The organism is Pseudomonas sp. FW305-70 (assembly GCF_058783925.1).
Map to the genome: position 1 here is coordinate 21,611 of NZ_JBYSYZ010000005.1, position 16,823 is coordinate 38,433.

Here is a 16,823-nt window from a genome sequence, read left to right on the forward strand (position 1 = left end):
CGAGACCCAGCAGGACCGGACGGGATTGCGTCCTCTTAAACGCCATTCGCGCCAGGCAAGACTCCCATTGGGCCAAGCCCTAACTAAAACAGGATTACTCATGTCCTTTGCTTCCCTCGGTCTCTCCGAGGCTTTAGTCCGCGCCATCGAGGCAGCGGGCTATACCGAGCCTACTCCGGTGCAACAGCGGGCCATTCCCGCCGTGTTGCAAGGTCGCGACCTGATGGTCGCGGCACAGACAGGTACTGGTAAAACCGGTGGTTTCGCCCTTCCGATCCTGGAGCGGTTGTTCCCCAACGGTCACCCGGACAAATCCCAGCGTCACGGCCCGCGCCAGCCGCGCGTGCTGGTCCTGACCCCGACTCGCGAACTCGCCGCGCAAGTGCATGAAAGCTTCAAGGTCTATGCCCGTGACCTGAAGTTCGTCAGCGCCTGCATCTTCGGTGGTGTCGGCATGAACCCGCAGGTTCAGGCCATGTCCCGTGGCGTAGACGTGCTGGTGGCCTGCCCTGGCCGCCTGCTCGACCTGGCCGGCCAAGGCAGCGTCGATCTGTCCCACGTGGAAATCCTCGTGCTGGACGAGGCCGACCGCATGCTCGACATGGGTTTCGTCCATGACGTGAAAAAGGTCCTGGCCCGCCTGCCGGCCAAACGCCAGAACCTGCTGTTCTCGGCGACCTTCTCCAAGGACATCACCGACCTCGCCGGCAAGCTGCTGCACAACCCGGAACGCATCGAAGTCACGCCGCCGAACACCACGGTCGAGCGTATCGAACAACGCGTATTCCGTCTGCCGGCCAGCCACAAGCGTGCCTTGCTGGCGCACCTGATCACCGCTGGCGCCTGGGAACAGGTGCTGGTGTTCACCCGCACCAAGCACGGCGCCAACCGCCTGGCCGAGTACCTGGACAAGCACGGCCTGAGCGCCGTCGCGATCCACGGCAACAAGAGCCAGAACGCCCGCACCAAAGCCCTGGCCGACTTCAAGGCCGGCACCGTGCGCATCCTGGTGGCCACCGACATCGCCGCCCGCGGCCTGGACATCGACCAGTTGCCACACGTGGTCAACTTCGAATTGCCGAATGTCGATGAAGACTACGTGCACCGTATCGGCCGTACCGGTCGTGCCGGTCGTTCGGGCGAGGCGATTTCGCTGGTCGCCCCGGACGAAGAAAAACTGCTCAAAAGCATCGAACGCATGACCAAACAGAAAATCGCCGACGGCGACCTGATGGGCTTCGATGCAAGCACCATCGAGGCGGAAAAGCCTGAAGTGCGCGAGCGTCCGGACATGCGCAACCCGCGCAATCCGCGTGGCCCGCGCGGCGACGGCCCGAACGGCAGCGGTGGTGGCGGCGGGCGCAAGGACAAAGGCAAGGACAAGGGCAAGGAAAAACCGGCCGGCGAACGCGGCGAGCGCCCTGCCCGTCAGCAGAAGCCACGTGAAGGCACTCCGGCTCGCGAACAGCGTCCGAGCCAACCGCCACGTGCCGCCGCTGACCGTGCCCCGGACGAGTTTCTGGACGACGATATCGATAACTTCGGTAACCGCGTCGACTACGTACCGCAGCAGAAACCCGCGCAAGGCCGTGGTCGCCGTCCGGGTGCTCCGGCACAGGGCACCGCCGCAGGCACTCCACGCTCCGGCAAGCCACAAGGTCGCCAGAATGGTCCGCGCAACAGCGATGGCGCCAGCACCGGTACCCCGCCGGCCAAGCGTAACGGTCCTCGCAGTGGCGCACCGCGCGATGGCCAGGCCCGCCGCGAAGACTCACGCAATCGCCGTCCGGCCCGTGACGACCAGCCTCGTTCGGAACCGGCTGTGCAGAACCCGCGTGGCCCGGCACCGAAGATCATGCACAAGGAATCGAAAGCCGACCGCTTCCCGACACCTGAGCAGCTGGATCAACTGCCAAGCCGTCCTCGTGGTGAGAAACCAGCGCTGCTGACCCGCAATCGCTGAGTTATCGCTGCAATAAAAAATGCCCCGGTTTGTGAGAACCGGGGCATTTTTTATGGCTGATGTAAAACCCTGTAGGAGCGAGCTTGCTCGCGATGGTCGTCAACGATAACGCTGGAAGCCTGAAACTCCGCGGCGCTCTCACGTCTATCGTGAGCAGGCTCGCTCCTACAGACTCAGCATCACTTCGCTTTGACACCTTCAAACGTCACGTACATCTCAACCGCGTCGGACGATGGGCCCAGGTCTTTCTGCTTGCCGAAATCGGAACGCTTGAGGCTGAAAGTACCCTCAAAGCCTGCACGGTAGCCGCCCCATGGATCCTTGCCTTCGCCCAGGAAAGTGGCCTTGACCACAATTGGCTTGGTCACACCGAGGATCGTCAGGTCGCCAGCCACGTCAGCAGTGTCCTTGCCAGCGGCGTTTTTGCCGGTAGGTTTGACGCTGGTGGAAACAAACGTGGCTTTGCTGGCGTTCAGGAAATCTTTGCTGGCGATGTGCTTGTCACGCTCGGCGTTGTTGGTGAACACGCTGGCGGTATTCACGTTGAACTCGATCTTGCTGTCTTCAGGCTTGGCAGCGTCGAAGCTGAACTTGCCGTCGATGTCCTTGAAAGTACCGGTGATGAAGCTGTAACCCAGGTGGCTGATCTTGAAGTCAACGAAGGCGTGCTGGCCTTCCTTGTCGACCACGTAATCAGCGGCCATTACGTTACCGGCGGACAACAGGGCCGAACCGATTGCCAGAGCGGCCAGAGTCTTTTTCAACATGCTTTGTTTTCCTTGGGAGTCGAGGTTGAACTTCAGGCTTTGCGACCCAGCATTCGCTTGAGGGTCACATCACGGTCGATAAAGTGGTGCTTCAATGCTGCCAACGCATGGAGGCCGGAAAAAATTACCAGCACCCACGCCAGATAGAGGTGAATCACGCCAGCGGTATCTGCCTGGTCCGGTAATCCGGAGACCAGAGCAGGCACTTCAAACAAGCCAAACACCGGGATACCGACGCCTTCTGCGGTGGAAATCAGGTAACCGGCAATCAACACGGCAAACAGACTGAGGTACAGGAAGCCATGACCGAACCTGGCGCCGAGGCGCGTCATGCGGCTGTAGCTGGTCAGGGTTGGCGGCGGCGGGCTGATGAAGCGCCACAGTACCCGCAGCAGCATCACACCCAGCACCACCAGGCCGATGCTCTTGTGCAGGTCCGGCGCGTCTTTGCGCCAGGTGCTGTAGTAGTCGAGCCCGACCATCCACAACCCAAGCGCGAACAAACCGAATACGGCCAGTGCCACGCCCCAGTGCATGAAGATACTGACCCAGCCGTAGCGGGAGGTAGAGTTTCGTAGCTGCATTGCCTGGATCCCTGTATGTGCCGGCTCAAGAGTATCGAGTTATCTATCGAATTAAAGCGGAAAAATTTGCTTTGAAATATCGAAAAATACGATCAACAGTCTGAAGCCTGCGAGTTAAGGAAAGATTAAAGTCGAAATTGTGAGGAAAAGTGAATACAAACCAGAGAACACCTGTATCAAAAGATTTATTCGATTCTGGTCCCGGCTTTTCTCCAGGCGAAAAAAAAGCGCGGCCCTTGAGCCGAATGCTGATCGGTAAAGGACTGTGTGGGAGCGAGCCTGCTCGCGATGGGCTCAAGAACACCGCGGGTACCCAGTGGGTCTGCAACATCGTTAACAACCATCGCGAGCAAGCTCGCTCCCACAATGAGCGACGGCACAACCTTCACCGATCCAGAGCCCTTGATGGCGCCCGTTGGCTTTCTGTTTCACGCGAACCTGTAATGTAGGTTTTAGAAAAGATATAAATATGTATAGCCACTTTCGATTTTTGACCTGATTGAATGAGAGCTCAACAACTCATTAATCAAGGAAAAAACATGGCTATTACTTACACACCCTTTCAAGCAAGCGGCTCGCCTTTGCTGCCTCCCAATCAAAGGATGTCGCCGGGGCAGTACCTTATGTCCGCGAATGGACGCTTTAGATTGATATTACAGGCTGATGGTAATCTGGTCATTAAGGATGGTGAAGCTGTAATCTGGGTTGCAGATAGCAATCAGCCTTATAGCCGAACTACCTACCCAAAAAGAATGCGAGAGCCTCTGATGTTTGTAATCAGCAATAGTGGTTTTCTCTATGATCCGTCCAGAAGGCGCTTATGGGTTGCTGAAAGCACCCACAGCATTGATAAATCGCTTTGGTACAACGCTTGTATGGCTATTCAAGACGATGGAAATTTAGTCATTTACGATCAGCGCAATGGCAGTCTGTGCTGGGCCCGCTTTGGATTCGTCCCTGGTCGCATTTCAAAGCCAAATCCGATAAAAATTTTATTTGAAGATAAGGAGATTAAAACTTGGAAGTTCTCATTAGACCCTCTTTAACCGTGTAAACCACTTACACAATTAAGAACTTTTGAAAACCGGAGGTGGTTGCAAACAATCAGGATCGTACGGATTTATCTGGCATTTATAGGCCAGTTCATGGCTATACCCCTTAGGAAACCATTCGCTACTTACACAGCCAGAAAGTGCTATCAATATGATTATTACTGCTAGTGATTTCATATACCCTCCAATTACCTGATGAGCATAAAAATAAATATCAGTATCCAGCTATCATTTAGTTCCGGATTTTTTGTGGGAAGCTTCTGATGCATCGCTGCCGCATGTAGGACCGCGCAGCAAAAACCGGATGTTTCATGTTTGATGGCAAAAAAAGGTTTTGCGCCTGAATGCGGGTGAGGTTCGCCTTCACCGAACCAAAGCGCTGGAAGACTATGGCTGCCGCTTCGTTTCGCTTCACATCAACCTGCGCTGACTACTAATAAGAAAAGCGATAAATATATATCGCCACCCATCTATTAAACATTGATTTAATCAGCTCTCACTAACTTGTTAACAAGGATTTAAAATATGGCTATTACTTACACCCCATTTCAAGCAAGTGGCTCTATGGTGCTACCGCCCAATCAAACAATGTCACCGGGACAATATCTAATGTCGCAGAGCGGGCGATTTCGATTATTGTTGCAGGCAGATGGAAACTTAGTCATTACGGACAATGGTGCTATAACTTGGATTGCAGATGCCAACCAGCCTTATAGTAGAACTTTGCATCCGAAAAAAATGCGTGAACCTCTGATGTTTGTAATCAGTAATAGCGGCTTTCTTTATGATCCAACCAGAAGGAGGACATGGATTGCTGAAAGCACTCACAGCACTGATAAATCGCTCTGGTACAACACGTGCATGATCATTCAGGATGACGGAAATTTGGTCATTTACGATCAGCGCACGGGTAATCCGTGCTGGGCTCGCTTTGGATTTGTTCCAGGTCGTTTCCCCAAGCAAAGGCAGATTTTTGTAATCCAAGGCATACCGATTTTTCATTGGGAGTGGTAATTAGCCACTCCGCTTTAAACACAGAAAAACCATCAAATTACAGCAATTAATTAACTGAGCACTCTGGCTTGTAAGCGTCCATTTGGCATTTGTGAGCCAGCTCAGCATCTCGCTTGGAAAGCATATGTATCTTTAGAGGATCTCTATAATCGCCGACTACACAGCCAGAAAACGTCATAAAAACCAAAACCATCAGAAGTAATTTCATATATCCCTCCACATTTTTGAAGAACATATGCTTCAAACTCAAGCCTATCGATCATTTAAATCTGATTATTTTGTGGGAAGCTTCTGATACATCGTAAAAACCTGTAGGACTGAAATTATGACGTTACGATTGCAGAGATGGAGTGCAAGCAAAACCAAATGAACAAAAAAAACGCGGCCCTCGGGCCGCGCTTTTTTACGCCTGAACGTTACTGAGCCTTGGTCTCAGTGGTCGCCGCCGGCTTGGCTGCTGGCTTCTTCGCCGGTTCAGTTTTTTTTGCCGGAGCCTTGGCCGGGGCTTTTTTGGCCTCGGTCTTGGCTGCCGGTTTCGCCGCGGTCTTGGCTGGAGCCTTCTTGGCTGGCTCGGCTTTTACCGGTGCCGCAGGCTTGGGTGCTTCCACCGGGGCCGGCGCGGCGGCCGGGGCTGGTGTCGGAGCAGGTGCTGGCGGTGCAACAGGCTCAGGCGTCTTGACCGGTTCCGGCTTCTTCTCGTCATCCGAGCCGCCGAACAGGTTGCTGAAGAAGTTGCCTTTTTTCGCCGCCACCGCACCAGCGCCTGCCGCAGCAGCCGCTGCCGGGACTACTTTGGCGGGTTCGAACGACTTGCCCGCCGCCAGGTCTTCAACCTGGCTGGCTGCACGTTGACCGGTGCGCAGCGCGCCTTCCAGAGTGCCCGGGTACAGGGTATCGGTGTGTTCGCCAGCGAAGGCTACGCGCTGAACCGGGCGTTCCCACAGGCGCCAGAACTTGCTGATCTGGCCCGGGCCGAAGGCCAGGTAGGCGCCGCCAGTCGATGGGTCGGTGCTGTAGCGACGGATTTCATAACCGGTGAACGAACCACGGGCCTGTGGATAGAACGCGTGCAGGCGGATCAACACCTGATCGACCATCTGCTTGTCGCCGAACGCCTGCATTACTCGCGCATTGTCGCCGGACAGGTTGATCACCACGTTGGCGCCGCCCTTTAGGGCAGGCTCGACCCACAACATGCCCAGGCCGGTGTTGCTGTAGATCTCGCCGGACATGCGCGCCTTGCTTTCCCACACCGGCGTCTTGAACTTCAGCATGATCTGGTCACGCCAGCCGTAGTTGGTGCCCTTGATCGCCGCCAGGTGCTGGGCGTCCAGCGCCGGGGTCATCTGGATCTTGTTCAGGGCGCGCAGTGGCACCGCCAACACCACGTAGTCAGCCCGATAGCCAACACCATCGACTTTGACGGCCACGCCATCCTTGTCCTGAATGATCGACGAGACGGGGGAGTTGGTCTTGATGGTTTTAAGCTGCTTGACCAGGGCCTGGGCCAGCACCGGGCTGCCACCGACCAGCCGCGAAGCGCGCAGGTCGCGATCGGAGACGCCACGGTAGACGCGGCTCTGCTGCGCGAAGTACAGCAGCGACAAGCGCGAAGGTTCGTCGTAGCGGGTACGGATCTGCTGGTTGATCAACTGACGGGCGGTGGCCGGCAGGTTCTGCTTGTCGAGCCAGCTCGACACGTTGATCTGATCCAGCGCGTGCAGCGTGTTGTTGGCGGCCGGGTTCAGCGGGTCATCGATCGAACGTGCCAGATCGTCGACGGTCTTGTCGAAGCGCTTGAGCGCCTCGGCGGTGGCCGGTTGTTTAGTCGCCAGATCGGCGGCAGAGAAATACTCGCCATCGATCAGGTAGCTTGGGGTCCGCACGAATTCAGGGGCCGGCGTGGTGCTCAGCTTGAAGTTCGATACGTACTTGTTCAGCACCGGCTGAGTCTTGTCGTTGCCGATCCACTCGCTGGTGGCCATGCCGGAACGGCCGCCCAGGCTCGACCTGGCTTCCAGCAGGGTGACCTGCCAGCCCTTGCTCTGCAGCTCGTACGCGGCAGTCAGGCCCGACAGGCCGCCGCCGATCACGATCGCGGTTTTATCCTTGGCCAGCGCAGACACGCTGAACAGCCCCAACATCACCAGCGCACAGGCGCGCAGCCAACCGACAGACATTCAGCGAACTCCGGAATTACACAAGGAAAACAGCAGTTTTTGCGAGCCAGACGGCTCAAGAGCCGCGAAGGATACGTCAGCCATCAGGCACCTGCCAGCTACGTCGATCGGCCTGAACAAAGTAGTTCATTCGACACAATGGGTTGTCCCCGTGGCACGCATTGCATAGGCTTGCCCGATTGTTTGTCCGCGCAGGTCACGGACCGCCTCCAGGAGAGTGAAAATGGGCCTGAATAATCAGTGGATGCAACGCGATCTCGCCGTGTTGTGGCATCCCTGCACCCAGATGAAAGATCACGAACAACTGCCGCTGATCCCGATCAAACGCGGGGAAGGCGTGTGGCTGGAAGACTTCGAAGGCAAACGCTACCTCGATGCGGTCAGCTCCTGGTGGGTCAATGTGTTCGGGCACGCCAACCCGCGGATCAATCAGCGCATCAAGGATCAGGTCGATCAGCTCGAACATGTGATCCTTGCCGGCTTCAGTCATCAACCGGTGATCGAGTTGTCCGAACGCCTGGTGAAAATGACGCCGGAAGGCCTGACCCGGTGCTTCTACGCCGATAACGGCTCGTCCTGCATCGAAGTCGCGCTGAAAATGAGCTTTCACTACTGGCTCAATCGCGGTCAGCCGAACAAGAAGCGCTTCGTCACCCTGACCAACAGCTACCACGGCGAAACCATGGCGGCGATGTCGGTGGGCGACGTGCCGCTGTTCACCGAGACCTACAAGGCGCTATTGATGGACACCATCAAAGTGCCGAGCCCGGACTGCTACCAGCGTCCCGAGGGCATGAGCTGGGAAGACCATTCGCGCAATATGTTCGCTGCGATGGAGCAGACCCTGGCCGAGAACCATGACAGCGTCGCAGCCGTGATTGTCGAGCCGCTGATCCAGGGCGCCGGTGGCATGCGCATGTATCACCCGGTGTACCTCAAGCTCCTTCGCGAAGCCTGCGACCGCTACGGCGTGCACCTGATCCACGACGAAATCGCCGTCGGTTTCGGCCGCACCGGGACGATGTTCGCCTGTGAACAGGCCGGTATCCGCCCGGACTTCTTGTGCCTGTCCAAGGCCCTGACCGGCGGCTATCTGCCGCTGGCGGCGTGCATGACCACAGACGAGGTCTACAGCGCCTTCTACGACGACTACCCGACCCTGCGCGCCTTCCTGCACTCCCACAGCTACACCGGCAACCCGCTGGCGTGCGCGGCGGCCCTGGCGACCCTGGACATTTTCGAAGAAGACAACGTCATCGAGAACAACAAGGCCCTGGCGCAACGCATGGCTTCGTCGACAGCGCATCTGGTGGATCATCCGAACGTGTCCGAAGTGCGCCAGACCGGCATGGTGCTGGCCATCGAGATGGTCAAGGACAAGGCCAGCAAAGAGGCTTACCCGTGGCAGGAACGCCGCGGCCTGAAGGTGTTCCAGCACGCCCTGGAGCGCGGTGCTTTACTGCGTCCATTGGGCAGCGTGGTGTATTTCCTGCCGCCGTACGTGATCACCCCGGAGCAGATCGACTTCCTGGCCGAAGTGGCCAGTGAAGGGATCGACATCGCCACCCGTGACAGCGTCAGCGTGGCGGTGCCGAAGGACTTCCATCCGGGGTTCCGTGATCCGGGTTGATTGTTTTTACCTGGACTGTTGTGGGGTCAGGGCTGACGCCTTCGCGAGCAAGCCCGCTCCCACAGTTGACCGCATTACCCTGTGGGAGCGGGCTTGCTCGCGAAGGCGCCCATAAGACCTACACACGAATTACAGAGACCCCGCATGAGACTGTCCCGCTTCTTCATCGACGCCCCCCTGAGCACCGGCGAGCACGAGTTGCCCGAAGCCCAGGCCCATTACATCAGCCGCGTGCTGCGCATGGCCGAGGGCGATGCGTTGCAATTGTTCGACGGCTCGGGCCAGGAGTTTCGCGCCAGGCTGGTCGAAGTCGGCAAAAAGCGCGTGGTGGTGCAGATCGATGAAAGCTTTGCCGGGCAGATCGAATCGCCGCTGCAGATCCATCTCGGCCAGGGCCTGTCCCGGGGCGAGCGCATGGACTGGGCGATTCAGAAAGCCACGGAACTGGGCGTCAGCGAAATCACCCCGATCTTCACCGAACGCTGCGAAGTCCGGCTCAAGGACGAGCGCGCCGACAAACGCCTGCTGCACTGGCGCCAGGTGGCGATCAGCGCTTGCGAGCAATGCGGGCGTTCACGGGTACCGGTGATTCATCCGCCACTGTTGCTGACTGACTGGTTGAAGCAGACGCAAGCCGAGTTGAAGCTGGTGCTGCATCCGGTGGCCGAGCCGCTGGTGAGCCATGCCAAACCTTCAAGCCTGGCATTTCTGATCGGTCCGGAGGGTGGTTTGTCCGATGCCGAAGTCGATCAGGCCAAAGCCGGCGGCTTCCACGCCGCCCGCCTCGGTCCACGAGTACTGCGCACCGAAACCGCGCCGGTGGTGGCGTTGGCGGTGGCCCAGCAACTCTGGGGTGACTTCTAGTGCCTCTTCGCGAGCAAGCTCGCTCCCACATTGGAACGCGTTCTGTGGGAGCGGGCTTGCTCGCGAATGGCCGCGACACGGTCTAGAGGCCGATCTGGCTGCTACTGCACCGGATCACTCACCGGTTTGGCAATGATCGCCTTGAGTTCGCTGGTCATCGGGAACTCAAGGTTCAAACCCTTCGGCGGGATCGGCTGCTCGAACCAGCGTTTGTAGATGCCATTGATCTCGCCCGAGCTGTACAGCTCCGCCAACGCACCGTTGACCAGCGCCAGAAACTGCGGATCGTCCTTGCGCACCATGCAGCTGTAGATCTCCCGCGATTGCTCCTCCCCGACCACCACCCATTTGTGCGGGTCGTTGGCCTTTGCGCGCTCGCCATAGAGCAGCGCGTCGTCCATGTAGAACGCCACCGCCCGGCCCGACTGCAGCATCTGGAAGGCTTCGCCGTGGTCCTTGGCGCTGATCACGAACATGTCGATCTTGTGATCGACGTTGTAGCTTTTCAGGAAGCGCTCGTTGGTGGTGCCGGCGGTGGTCACCACGTTCTTGCCGCGCAGGTCAGCGAAGCTCTTGATCCCGCTGTCCTTCGCGGTCAGCAACTGGCCTTTGACGTAGATGAAACCATAAGAGAACGCCACCTGCTTCTGTCGTTCGGCAGTCACGCCGGTAGAGCCGCACTCCAGGTCCACGGTGCCGTTTTGCACCAGTGGAATACGGGTCTGCGAGGTCACCAGGTTGTACTTCACCTTCAAGTCCGGTAGCGCCAGTTGCTGCTGGATGCGCTCGACGATCTTGCCCGCCAGATCCACCGAGTAACCCATCGGCGTGCCGCTGTGATCACCCACGTAGGAGAACGGCACCGAAGCATCGCGATAGCCCAGGGTGATGCTGTTGGCGCTGGCGATTTTGCTCAGGGTGCCGGTCAGCGGCGCTTCATTGGCCTGAACCTGACTGCCGAGCAACAGGCCAAGCGTACAAGCGAGCAACGTGATTTTTTGCATTGTTATTCTCCGTTGTGGGTGTTGGTTTATCAGACGCGTGCAGCGATGACGGTGATTTCCACCAGCACCTGCGGGCGGGCCAGTTCGGCCTGCACGGTGGTGCGGCTCGGTGCCTGCCCCGGCGATAGCCAGGCCGACCAGACCTCGTTCATCGCGGCGAAATCCTCGGTGATGTTCTTCAGGTAAATGGTCGCACTGAGCAGATGATCCTTGTCGCTGCCCGCCTCGGCCAGCAAGGTATCGATTTTCGCCAGCACTTCGCGGGTCTGGCCGCTGGCATCCCGGGCATCGCCCGGCACCTGCCCGGAGAGAAACACCAGGTCGCCAAAGGTCACGGCGCCAGACAGGCGCGGGTTGCTGTGCAGTCGGGTAATGGTCATTGCAGTGTCCTCTTCAGAAATCAGTATTCAGGCGGCCCGGTGGCTGAAACCCTGCAGATCAATGGACGGCTGGCGCTCGCCGATCAGCTCACTGAGCAAGCGCCCGCTGCCGCAGGCCAGGGTGAATCCCAGCGCGCCGTGGCCGAGGTTGAGCCACAGGTTGCGATACGCCGTCGCGCCCAGCAACGGCACGCCGCTAGGGGTGGCCGGGCGCATGCCAGCCCACTCGACGGCTTCGTCATAGGCGCCGGCATTTGGAAAGGTGTCATGGGCCTGACGCTTGATCAGCGCCAGGCGCTTGGGGTCCAAAGCAGGGTCGAAGCCGACAATGTCGACCATCGCCGCCACTCGTAATTGTTTGCCGATGCGGGCGTAGACGATCTTGCGGTCGTAGTCGGTGATGCTCACGTCCGGCGCCCGGTGGCCGGCGCCGATCGGCACGGTCAGGCTGTAGCCCTTGAGCGGATAAAGCGGCAGTTGCAGCCCGGGCAACGCCAACAGCGGACTGCGGTGACCGGCGGCGATCACCAGTTGATCGACCGGCAGCACTAGCTCGCCCAGTTCGATGGCGTTGACGCTGCCGTTGCTGTGACGGATGCCGGTTACCGCTTGCCCGAGACGAAACTCGCAACGGCCGGACGCTTGCAGCCGGGCGGCCAGTTGCTGGCAAAAACCGTGGCAGTCGCCCACCTCTTCGTCCGGGGTGTAGATCGCCCCGACAAAGGGCGCATCGATCAGCGCCGGTTCCAGTTGCGCGCATTCGGCCGGCGACAACACCTGCTGTTGCTGCGGGTCGGACAGGCTCAGGCGCGCATGCTCGAAGCTGCTGTTCTGACGGAAAGTCACCAGTTTGCCATTGCGCCGCCACTGGAATCCCGTCAGCCCATCGCCCTCGCGCCAGGACTCCAATGTGTCCTGGCTGAACAGCGCCAGGCGCAGCAGGTGCGCGGCGTTCTCGCGGTTGACCGAGCGGCGGCAGGCGCCGAGGAACGATGCCATCCAGCGCCACTGGGCCGGGTCAAAGCGCGGGCGCAGCTTCAATGGTGAGTCGCCGCGCAGCATCCAGCCAATGGCTTGCAAAGGCACACCGGCGTCGGCCAGGGGTGCGACATAGCGATAGGACAACTGGCCGCCGTTGGCGAAGCTGGTTTCGCTGCCCAGCGAGTCCCGCGCCTCGACCACCGTCACCTCAAAGCCGTCGCGCACCAGCGCATAGGCCGTTGCCAGGCCAATCACACCGCCACCGATGATGCACACACGCTGAGCCATTTCAGTCCTTAAAACCGTTGTGAAGACGAAGCCAAGGTTAGAGCCAGGTGACAGACGTTGAACAATGCATAAAGATGGCAAACCCATAAACAAAGGTTATGGACTTGCCATGCGCCTTCGCCATATCGAGATTTTCCAGGCCATCCGCCAGACCGGTTCGATCAGCGCTGCCGCGCAATTGCTGCACGTCTCGCAGCCAGCGGTGAGCAAGGTGTTGCAGCACGCCGAGCAACAATTGGGTTTCCCGCTGTTCCTGCGGGTACGCGGCAAGTTGCAGGCGACGCCGGAAGCGCTGGAGCTGGAGCGTGAAGTGGACAAGGTCAGTGAAAGCCTGCAAGGCGTGCGACGCTTGGCGCAGAGCCTGCGCCGCGAACCGGGCCACAGCCTGCGCATCGGCGCCACCCCGGCGCTGGCCCTGTCATTGCTGCCGCCAGCCATTCACGAATGGACCGGGCGTTACCCGGACATCGCTTGCGAACTCTCCAGTGCCCACAGTCGCGAACTGGTACAGAACCTGTTGATGCGCGAAGTGGATGTCGCCCTGACCCTGCAACGCCCGGATCACCCGGGACTCAAGGCCCAGGCGCTGGCGTCCGGCGTGCTGGTGGCGCTGGCGCCGAGTGGTTACTGGCCTCAGGAAGAGGTGGGTAAACCGTTGCCGCTGATGGCGCTGGCGGATGCGCCACTGATCGGTTTATCCAGCGCCGATCCACTGGCCGCGCGGCTCGACAGTTACCTGGAAGCGGTCGAACCGCCGCCCCGGGTACGCATCGCCGTGCAAACCTACTCACTGGCACGGGCGATGGTGGAATCCGGCGCGGGCCTGGCGGTGATCGATCCGTTCACCGCCCTTGGCGCCTCTCCCGCCAACACAATGATCCGCCCTCTGGCACCGCCGTTACCCATCACCCTGTACGCAGTGACCCGTGCCGCCGAACCACCGCCCCATACCTTGAACGACCTGTTGCAGGTGTTCAGCCGCCGAGCCCGGGAGCAACTGGATCGGTTGGCCCCGGTACGGCCTTAAAGGACATAAAAGAAAATCGCCACAAAGTGCAGCAAGCTCCCGGCGATCACGAACAGATGCCAGATCCCGTGGGCATGGCGCAGGCGATGATCAAGGGCAAAAAAGATAATCCCCACGGTGTACAACACCCCGCCCGAGGCCAACCACGCAAACCCGGCGCCGCCCAGCGCCGCGAGCAGCGGCTTGACCGCCACCAGCACAATCCAGCCCATCACCGCATAAATCACGATCGACAGAATCCGCGCCTCCGAGCGCGGCTTGATTTCTTGCAGGATGCCGATCAGCGCCAGCCCCCAGACAATCCCGAACAAGGTCCAGCCCCACGGCCCGCGCAGGGTCACCAGGCAGAACGGCGTGTAGCTGCCGGCGATCAACAGGTAGATCGAGAAGTGATCGACCTTCTGCATGATCGCTTTCTTGCGCCCGCGCACGCTGTGGTACACGGTCGATGCGCTGTAAAGCACCAGCAAGGTAAAGGCGTAGATCGCCATGCTGACAATCTTCCACGGGCTGCCGTCGAGACTGGCCAGCACAATCAGCCACACCCCGCCGATAAACGCCGCCACCGCCCCGGCCAGATGCGTCCAGGCGTTCAGTCTTTCCCCGTGATACATCGATTACCCGCCTTAAAAAATGGTTACCGCAAAACAAGGCTCAAGCCTCAAGCGTAAAAGTGCAATGTTTCCGTACGTCACGATTCCTGTAGGAGCTGCCGAAGGCTGCGATCTTTTGATCTTCAACGTCAAAAGATCGCAGCCTTCGGCAGCTCCTACAACGCTCCGTGTTTAACGGGCACAATTGACCGATACCAAAAAGAGTCCGCCCCATGCTGATCGATGAAGAGTTGACCCTGAAAAAACTCGAGGTGTTCCTGGCCTTCATGCGCACCGGCAACCTGGCACGCGCCGCCGCCGAATTGCAGACCAGCAACGTCAGCGTGCATCGGGCGATCCATTCCCTGGAAAGTGCCCTGCGCTGTCCGTTGTTCAAGCACGAAGGCCGTAGCCTGACGCCGCTGGAAAGCGCCTATGTGCTGGAAGAGCGGGCGCAGAAGCTGATTCAGGATGTCGTCGAAAGCGTGCGCCTGACCCGCGAGGCCGCTGGGTTCTCGGCCGAGCGTTTCAAGTTGGGCTCGCTGTATTCGCTGACGGTGAAGACCGTACCGCAACTGATCATGGGCCTGAAAATCCGCCGCAGCGAACTCAACATCGACCTGATTCTGGGCTCCAACATCGACCTGCTCTACAAGCTCAAGAACATGGAAGTCGATGCGATCCTGGTGTCGCTGGACGACAGCATCAACGACCCGGATTGCGAACAGATCCCGTTGTTTTCCGATGACATCTTCCTCGCCACACCCGCCGACTCGAAGTTTGCCCAGCGGACTGAAGTCGACCTGGCCGAGGTCCGCGACGAAACCTTCATCACCCTGACCCAGGGCTTCGCCACCCATCAGGACGGCAAGCGGGTATTCGAGCAGGCAGGGTTCGAGCCGAAGGTGGCGATGCAGGTCAACGACATATTCACCCTGCTGAGCATGGTCAGTTCGGGCGTGGGTTATGCGTTGCTGCCGGGACGGATTGCGGCGGTGTATGAGAATCGGGTGAAGCTGATCCCGTTGCAGGAAAAGTATCGGTTACAGCAACACATTGGCGTGGTGTTTCTGAAGGCCAAGGAGCGTGATCCAAACCTGCTGGCGTTGCTGGCGGAGTGTCGGATGTATGCCAATCGGCAGGCTTGAAACCGAGTCGCGCCCTTCGCGAGCAAGCCCGCTCCCACATTCGACCGCATTCCAAATGTGGGAGCGGGCTTGCTCGCGAAAGCGTCAGACCCGAAAACTCAGCCCCTGAACCTAGCCGACAATCCCGCGAACAATGAAGAACAACAGCGAAGGCCCGAGCAGACAGCCAAGCCCGGTGTGGAAGGTCGCGGTCAACGCGCCATAAGGCACCAGGCGTCGATCTGTCGCCGCCAGCCCCGCCGTCACACCGCTCACAGTGCCGGCCAGCCCGCCGAACACCATCGCCGAGCGCGGGTTGTCCAGGCCCATCCAGCGCGCCGCCATCGGTGTACCGACCATCACCAGGATCGCCTTGATCAGGCCGGTGGCAATCGACAGCGCCACCACATCGGAACTGGCGCCAATCGCGGCCCCGGTCACTGGCCCGACGATGTAGGTCACCGCACCAGCGCCAATGGTGGTCATGCTCACCGCATCGCGGTAACCGAATACCCAGGCCATGCACGCGCCGACGATAAACGGCAGCACCGTGCCCAACAAAAGCGCGATCACGCCGATCAAACCGGCCTTTTTCGCTTCGGTGGCCTGCACCTCGAATGCCGTGGCGACGATGGCAAAGTCCCGCAGCATGGCACCACCCATCAACCCGATACCGGAAAACAGCGTCAAGTCCGCCAGGCCCTTTTGCCCGCCGGTCATAGTTCCGCCAACCCAGGCCAGCACCAGGCCGATGACGATGGCAATCGCCGAACCGTGGATGCGTCCGAAGGTCAGGCGTTTGGAGATCACCACTGACACCCACATGATCACGCCGACGAAGGCGAATGCAGTGACCAGACCGTTGTGTTCCAGACCGTTCTTGATCAAATCCCACATATCAGCGACCTCCTGCCGGTGCGCCAACCGACGTTACATCCGCCGCTTCATCGGGCAAGGGTTCGCCTTTGTGGGTCCGGCTGATCAGGGCAATGGTGCAACCGCAAACCACCACCGAACCGATCGCCGCCAACACCGCCACCGGGCCACCGTGCAGCGCCGTGACCACGTTTTGTTGCGCCGCCATCGCCACCACCACCGGGATGTACATCGCGCCCCAGAAGCCGACGCCCATCTCGCACTCCCGGGTCATGCCGCCACGCCTGTGCATCCACAACCGTGCGCAAATCAGCAGGATCATCGCGATCCCGACGCCGCCGACGTTTGACTTCACGCCCAGCAACGCCCCGAGCATGTCACCCATGATCACCCCTGCCAGCGTACAGATCGCCAACAGCGCCACACCGTAAATAATCATTGTCGTAGTCCTCAAAGTGCATTTCGAATGTTGTTTTTGTTGTTCGAAGCCTGA

Annotated in this window: 16 protein-coding genes; 7 read left to right on the top strand and 9 right to left on the bottom strand. The window is 59.3% G+C overall.

The features are described 5' to 3' along the window. The first annotated feature begins 100 nt into the window (after positions 1 to 100). Positions 101 to 1,963, top strand: a complete 1,863-nt coding sequence (gene rhlE2 / locus AC3WN7_RS05460) for an RNA helicase RhlE2 (protein ID WP_007975446.1) — start codon at positions 101 to 103, stop codon at positions 1,961 to 1,963. Between the two features lie 179 nt (positions 1,964 to 2,142). On the opposite strand, the gene AC3WN7_RS05465 is transcribed toward rhlE2, so the two are convergent. Together AC3WN7_RS05465 and AC3WN7_RS05470 are read right to left on the bottom strand one after the other, a co-directional pair. Beyond that, positions 2,143 to 2,730, bottom strand: coding sequence for a YceI family protein (locus tag AC3WN7_RS05465; RefSeq protein ID WP_015097179.1), 588 nt, complete (start codon positions 2,728 to 2,730; stop codon positions 2,143 to 2,145). A gap of 32 nt (positions 2,731 to 2,762) precedes the next feature. Then, on the bottom strand, positions 2,763 to 3,314 hold the full coding sequence (locus AC3WN7_RS05470) for a cytochrome b (protein WP_095964176.1): 552 nt from the start codon (positions 3,312 to 3,314) through the stop codon (positions 2,763 to 2,765). Positions 3,315 to 3,853: 539 nt separating this feature from the next. On the opposite strand from AC3WN7_RS05470, the gene llpB (AC3WN7_RS05475) reads away from it, so the two are divergent. Further along, a complete protein-coding gene (gene llpB, locus AC3WN7_RS05475) occupies positions 3,854 to 4,360 on the top strand; it encodes a lectin-like bacteriocin LlpB (RefSeq protein ID WP_102673442.1) in 507 nt (168 codons plus the stop codon). Between the two features lie 531 nt (positions 4,361 to 4,891). Next, positions 4,892 to 5,380: a lectin-like bacteriocin LlpB gene (gene llpB / locus AC3WN7_RS05480; protein ID WP_095964177.1), complete on the top strand. Its 489-nt coding sequence runs from the start codon at positions 4,892 to 4,894 to the stop codon at positions 5,378 to 5,380. Between the two features lie 416 nt (positions 5,381 to 5,796). Here the strand turns inward: llpB (AC3WN7_RS05480) and AC3WN7_RS05485 are convergent, their stop codons facing one another. Continuing rightward, a complete protein-coding gene (locus AC3WN7_RS05485; RefSeq protein WP_102673443.1) occupies positions 5,797 to 7,560 on the bottom strand; it encodes a flavin monoamine oxidase family protein in 1,764 nt (587 codons plus the stop codon). Positions 7,561 to 7,783: 223 nt separating this feature from the next. Between AC3WN7_RS05485 and AC3WN7_RS05490 the strand changes: the two genes are divergently transcribed. Further along, positions 7,784 to 9,190: an adenosylmethionine--8-amino-7-oxononanoate transaminase gene (locus tag AC3WN7_RS05490; RefSeq protein ID WP_102673444.1), complete on the top strand. Its 1,407-nt coding sequence runs from the start codon at positions 7,784 to 7,786 to the stop codon at positions 9,188 to 9,190. 144 nt (positions 9,191 to 9,334) lie between these two features. Next, entirely contained in the window at positions 9,335 to 10,054 is a 720-nt protein-coding gene (locus AC3WN7_RS05495; RefSeq protein ID WP_102673445.1) for a 16S rRNA (uracil(1498)-N(3))-methyltransferase, read from the top strand. Positions 10,055 to 10,155: 101 nt separating this feature from the next. Here AC3WN7_RS05495 and AC3WN7_RS05500 read toward each other — a convergent pair whose 3' ends face one another. From AC3WN7_RS05500 to AC3WN7_RS05510, 3 genes are read right to left on the bottom strand one after another with little or no spacing between them, the layout of a single operon-like run. Then, entirely contained in the window at positions 10,156 to 11,058 is a 903-nt protein-coding gene (locus tag AC3WN7_RS05500; protein WP_095964182.1) for a transporter substrate-binding domain-containing protein, read from the bottom strand. A 29-nt stretch (positions 11,059 to 11,087) separates the two neighbouring features. Continuing rightward, complete coding sequence (locus tag AC3WN7_RS05505) at positions 11,088 to 11,438, bottom strand: RidA family protein (protein ID WP_007975437.1); 351 nt, start codon at positions 11,436 to 11,438, stop codon at positions 11,088 to 11,090. A gap of 27 nt (positions 11,439 to 11,465) precedes the next feature. Then, positions 11,466 to 12,707: a D-amino acid dehydrogenase gene (locus AC3WN7_RS05510; RefSeq protein ID WP_102673446.1), complete on the bottom strand. Its 1,242-nt coding sequence runs from the start codon at positions 12,705 to 12,707 to the stop codon at positions 11,466 to 11,468. Positions 12,708 to 12,816: 109 nt separating this feature from the next. On the opposite strand from AC3WN7_RS05510, the gene AC3WN7_RS05515 reads away from it, so the two are divergent. Beyond that, complete coding sequence (locus tag AC3WN7_RS05515; RefSeq protein WP_102673447.1) at positions 12,817 to 13,734, top strand: LysR family transcriptional regulator; 918 nt, start codon at positions 12,817 to 12,819, stop codon at positions 13,732 to 13,734. Here AC3WN7_RS05515 and trhA read toward each other — a convergent pair. Continuing rightward, the gene (gene trhA, locus AC3WN7_RS05520; protein WP_007975433.1) at positions 13,731 to 14,348 is read right to left on the bottom strand and encodes a PAQR family membrane homeostasis protein TrhA; all 618 of its coding nucleotides are present in this window, start codon (positions 14,346 to 14,348) and stop codon (positions 13,731 to 13,733) included. The genes AC3WN7_RS05515 and trhA overlap by 4 nt on opposite strands. Positions 14,349 to 14,560: 212 nt before the next feature. Here trhA and AC3WN7_RS05525 point away from each other — a divergent pair, with 212 nt between their 5' ends. Further along, positions 14,561 to 15,475, top strand: coding sequence for a LysR family transcriptional regulator (locus AC3WN7_RS05525; RefSeq protein WP_015097186.1), 915 nt, complete (start codon positions 14,561 to 14,563; stop codon positions 15,473 to 15,475). A 111-nt stretch (positions 15,476 to 15,586) separates the two neighbouring features. On the opposite strand, the gene madM is transcribed toward AC3WN7_RS05525, so the two are convergent. Together madM and madL are read right to left on the bottom strand one after the other, a co-directional pair. Next, positions 15,587 to 16,351 carry a malonate transporter subunit MadM gene (gene madM, locus AC3WN7_RS05530; protein WP_102673448.1) on the bottom strand — a complete coding sequence of 255 codons (765 nt, stop codon included), beginning with the start codon at positions 16,349 to 16,351 and terminating at the stop codon, positions 15,587 to 15,589. Between the two features lies 1 nt (position 16,352). Further along, positions 16,353 to 16,769 (bottom strand): malonate transporter subunit MadL, encoded by a 417-nt coding sequence (madL, locus tag AC3WN7_RS05535; RefSeq protein ID WP_102673449.1) that lies wholly within the window; start codon positions 16,767 to 16,769, stop codon positions 16,353 to 16,355. Positions 16,770 to 16,823: the final 54 nt, after the last annotated feature.

What these genes read in the sequence shown, in the direction of transcription:
- rhlE2 (WP_007975446.1), top strand. Translation starts at nt 101, where the DNA reads ATGTCCTTTGCTTCCCTCGGTCTCTCCGAGGCTTTAGTCCGCGCCATC.
- AC3WN7_RS05465 (WP_015097179.1), bottom strand. Translation starts at nt 2,730, where the DNA reads ATGTTGAAAAAGACTCTGGCCGCTCTGGCAATCGGTTCGGCCCTGTTG.
- AC3WN7_RS05470 (WP_095964176.1), bottom strand. Translation starts at nt 3,314, where the DNA reads ATGCAGCTACGAAACTCTACCTCCCGCTACGGCTGGGTCAGTATCTTC.
- llpB (WP_102673442.1), top strand. Translation starts at nt 3,854, where the DNA reads ATGGCTATTACTTACACACCCTTTCAAGCAAGCGGCTCGCCTTTGCTG.
- llpB (WP_095964177.1), top strand. Translation starts at nt 4,892, where the DNA reads ATGGCTATTACTTACACCCCATTTCAAGCAAGTGGCTCTATGGTGCTA.
- AC3WN7_RS05485 (WP_102673443.1), bottom strand. Translation starts at nt 7,560, where the DNA reads ATGTCTGTCGGTTGGCTGCGCGCCTGTGCGCTGGTGATGTTGGGGCTG.
- AC3WN7_RS05490 (WP_102673444.1), top strand. Translation starts at nt 7,784, where the DNA reads ATGGGCCTGAATAATCAGTGGATGCAACGCGATCTCGCCGTGTTGTGG.
- AC3WN7_RS05495 (WP_102673445.1), top strand. Translation starts at nt 9,335, where the DNA reads ATGAGACTGTCCCGCTTCTTCATCGACGCCCCCCTGAGCACCGGCGAG.
- AC3WN7_RS05500 (WP_095964182.1), bottom strand. Translation starts at nt 11,058, where the DNA reads ATGCAAAAAATCACGTTGCTCGCTTGTACGCTTGGCCTGTTGCTCGGC.
- AC3WN7_RS05505 (WP_007975437.1), bottom strand. Translation starts at nt 11,438, where the DNA reads ATGACCATTACCCGACTGCACAGCAACCCGCGCCTGTCTGGCGCCGTG.
- AC3WN7_RS05510 (WP_102673446.1), bottom strand. Translation starts at nt 12,707, where the DNA reads ATGGCTCAGCGTGTGTGCATCATCGGTGGCGGTGTGATTGGCCTGGCA.
- AC3WN7_RS05515 (WP_102673447.1), top strand. Translation starts at nt 12,817, where the DNA reads ATGCGCCTTCGCCATATCGAGATTTTCCAGGCCATCCGCCAGACCGGT.
- trhA (WP_007975433.1), bottom strand. Translation starts at nt 14,348, where the DNA reads ATGTATCACGGGGAAAGACTGAACGCCTGGACGCATCTGGCCGGGGCG.
- AC3WN7_RS05525 (WP_015097186.1), top strand. Translation starts at nt 14,561, where the DNA reads ATGCTGATCGATGAAGAGTTGACCCTGAAAAAACTCGAGGTGTTCCTG.
- madM (WP_102673448.1), bottom strand. Translation starts at nt 16,351, where the DNA reads ATGTGGGATTTGATCAAGAACGGTCTGGAACACAACGGTCTGGTCACT.
- madL (WP_102673449.1), bottom strand. Translation starts at nt 16,769, where the DNA reads ATGATTATTTACGGTGTGGCGCTGTTGGCGATCTGTACGCTGGCAGGG.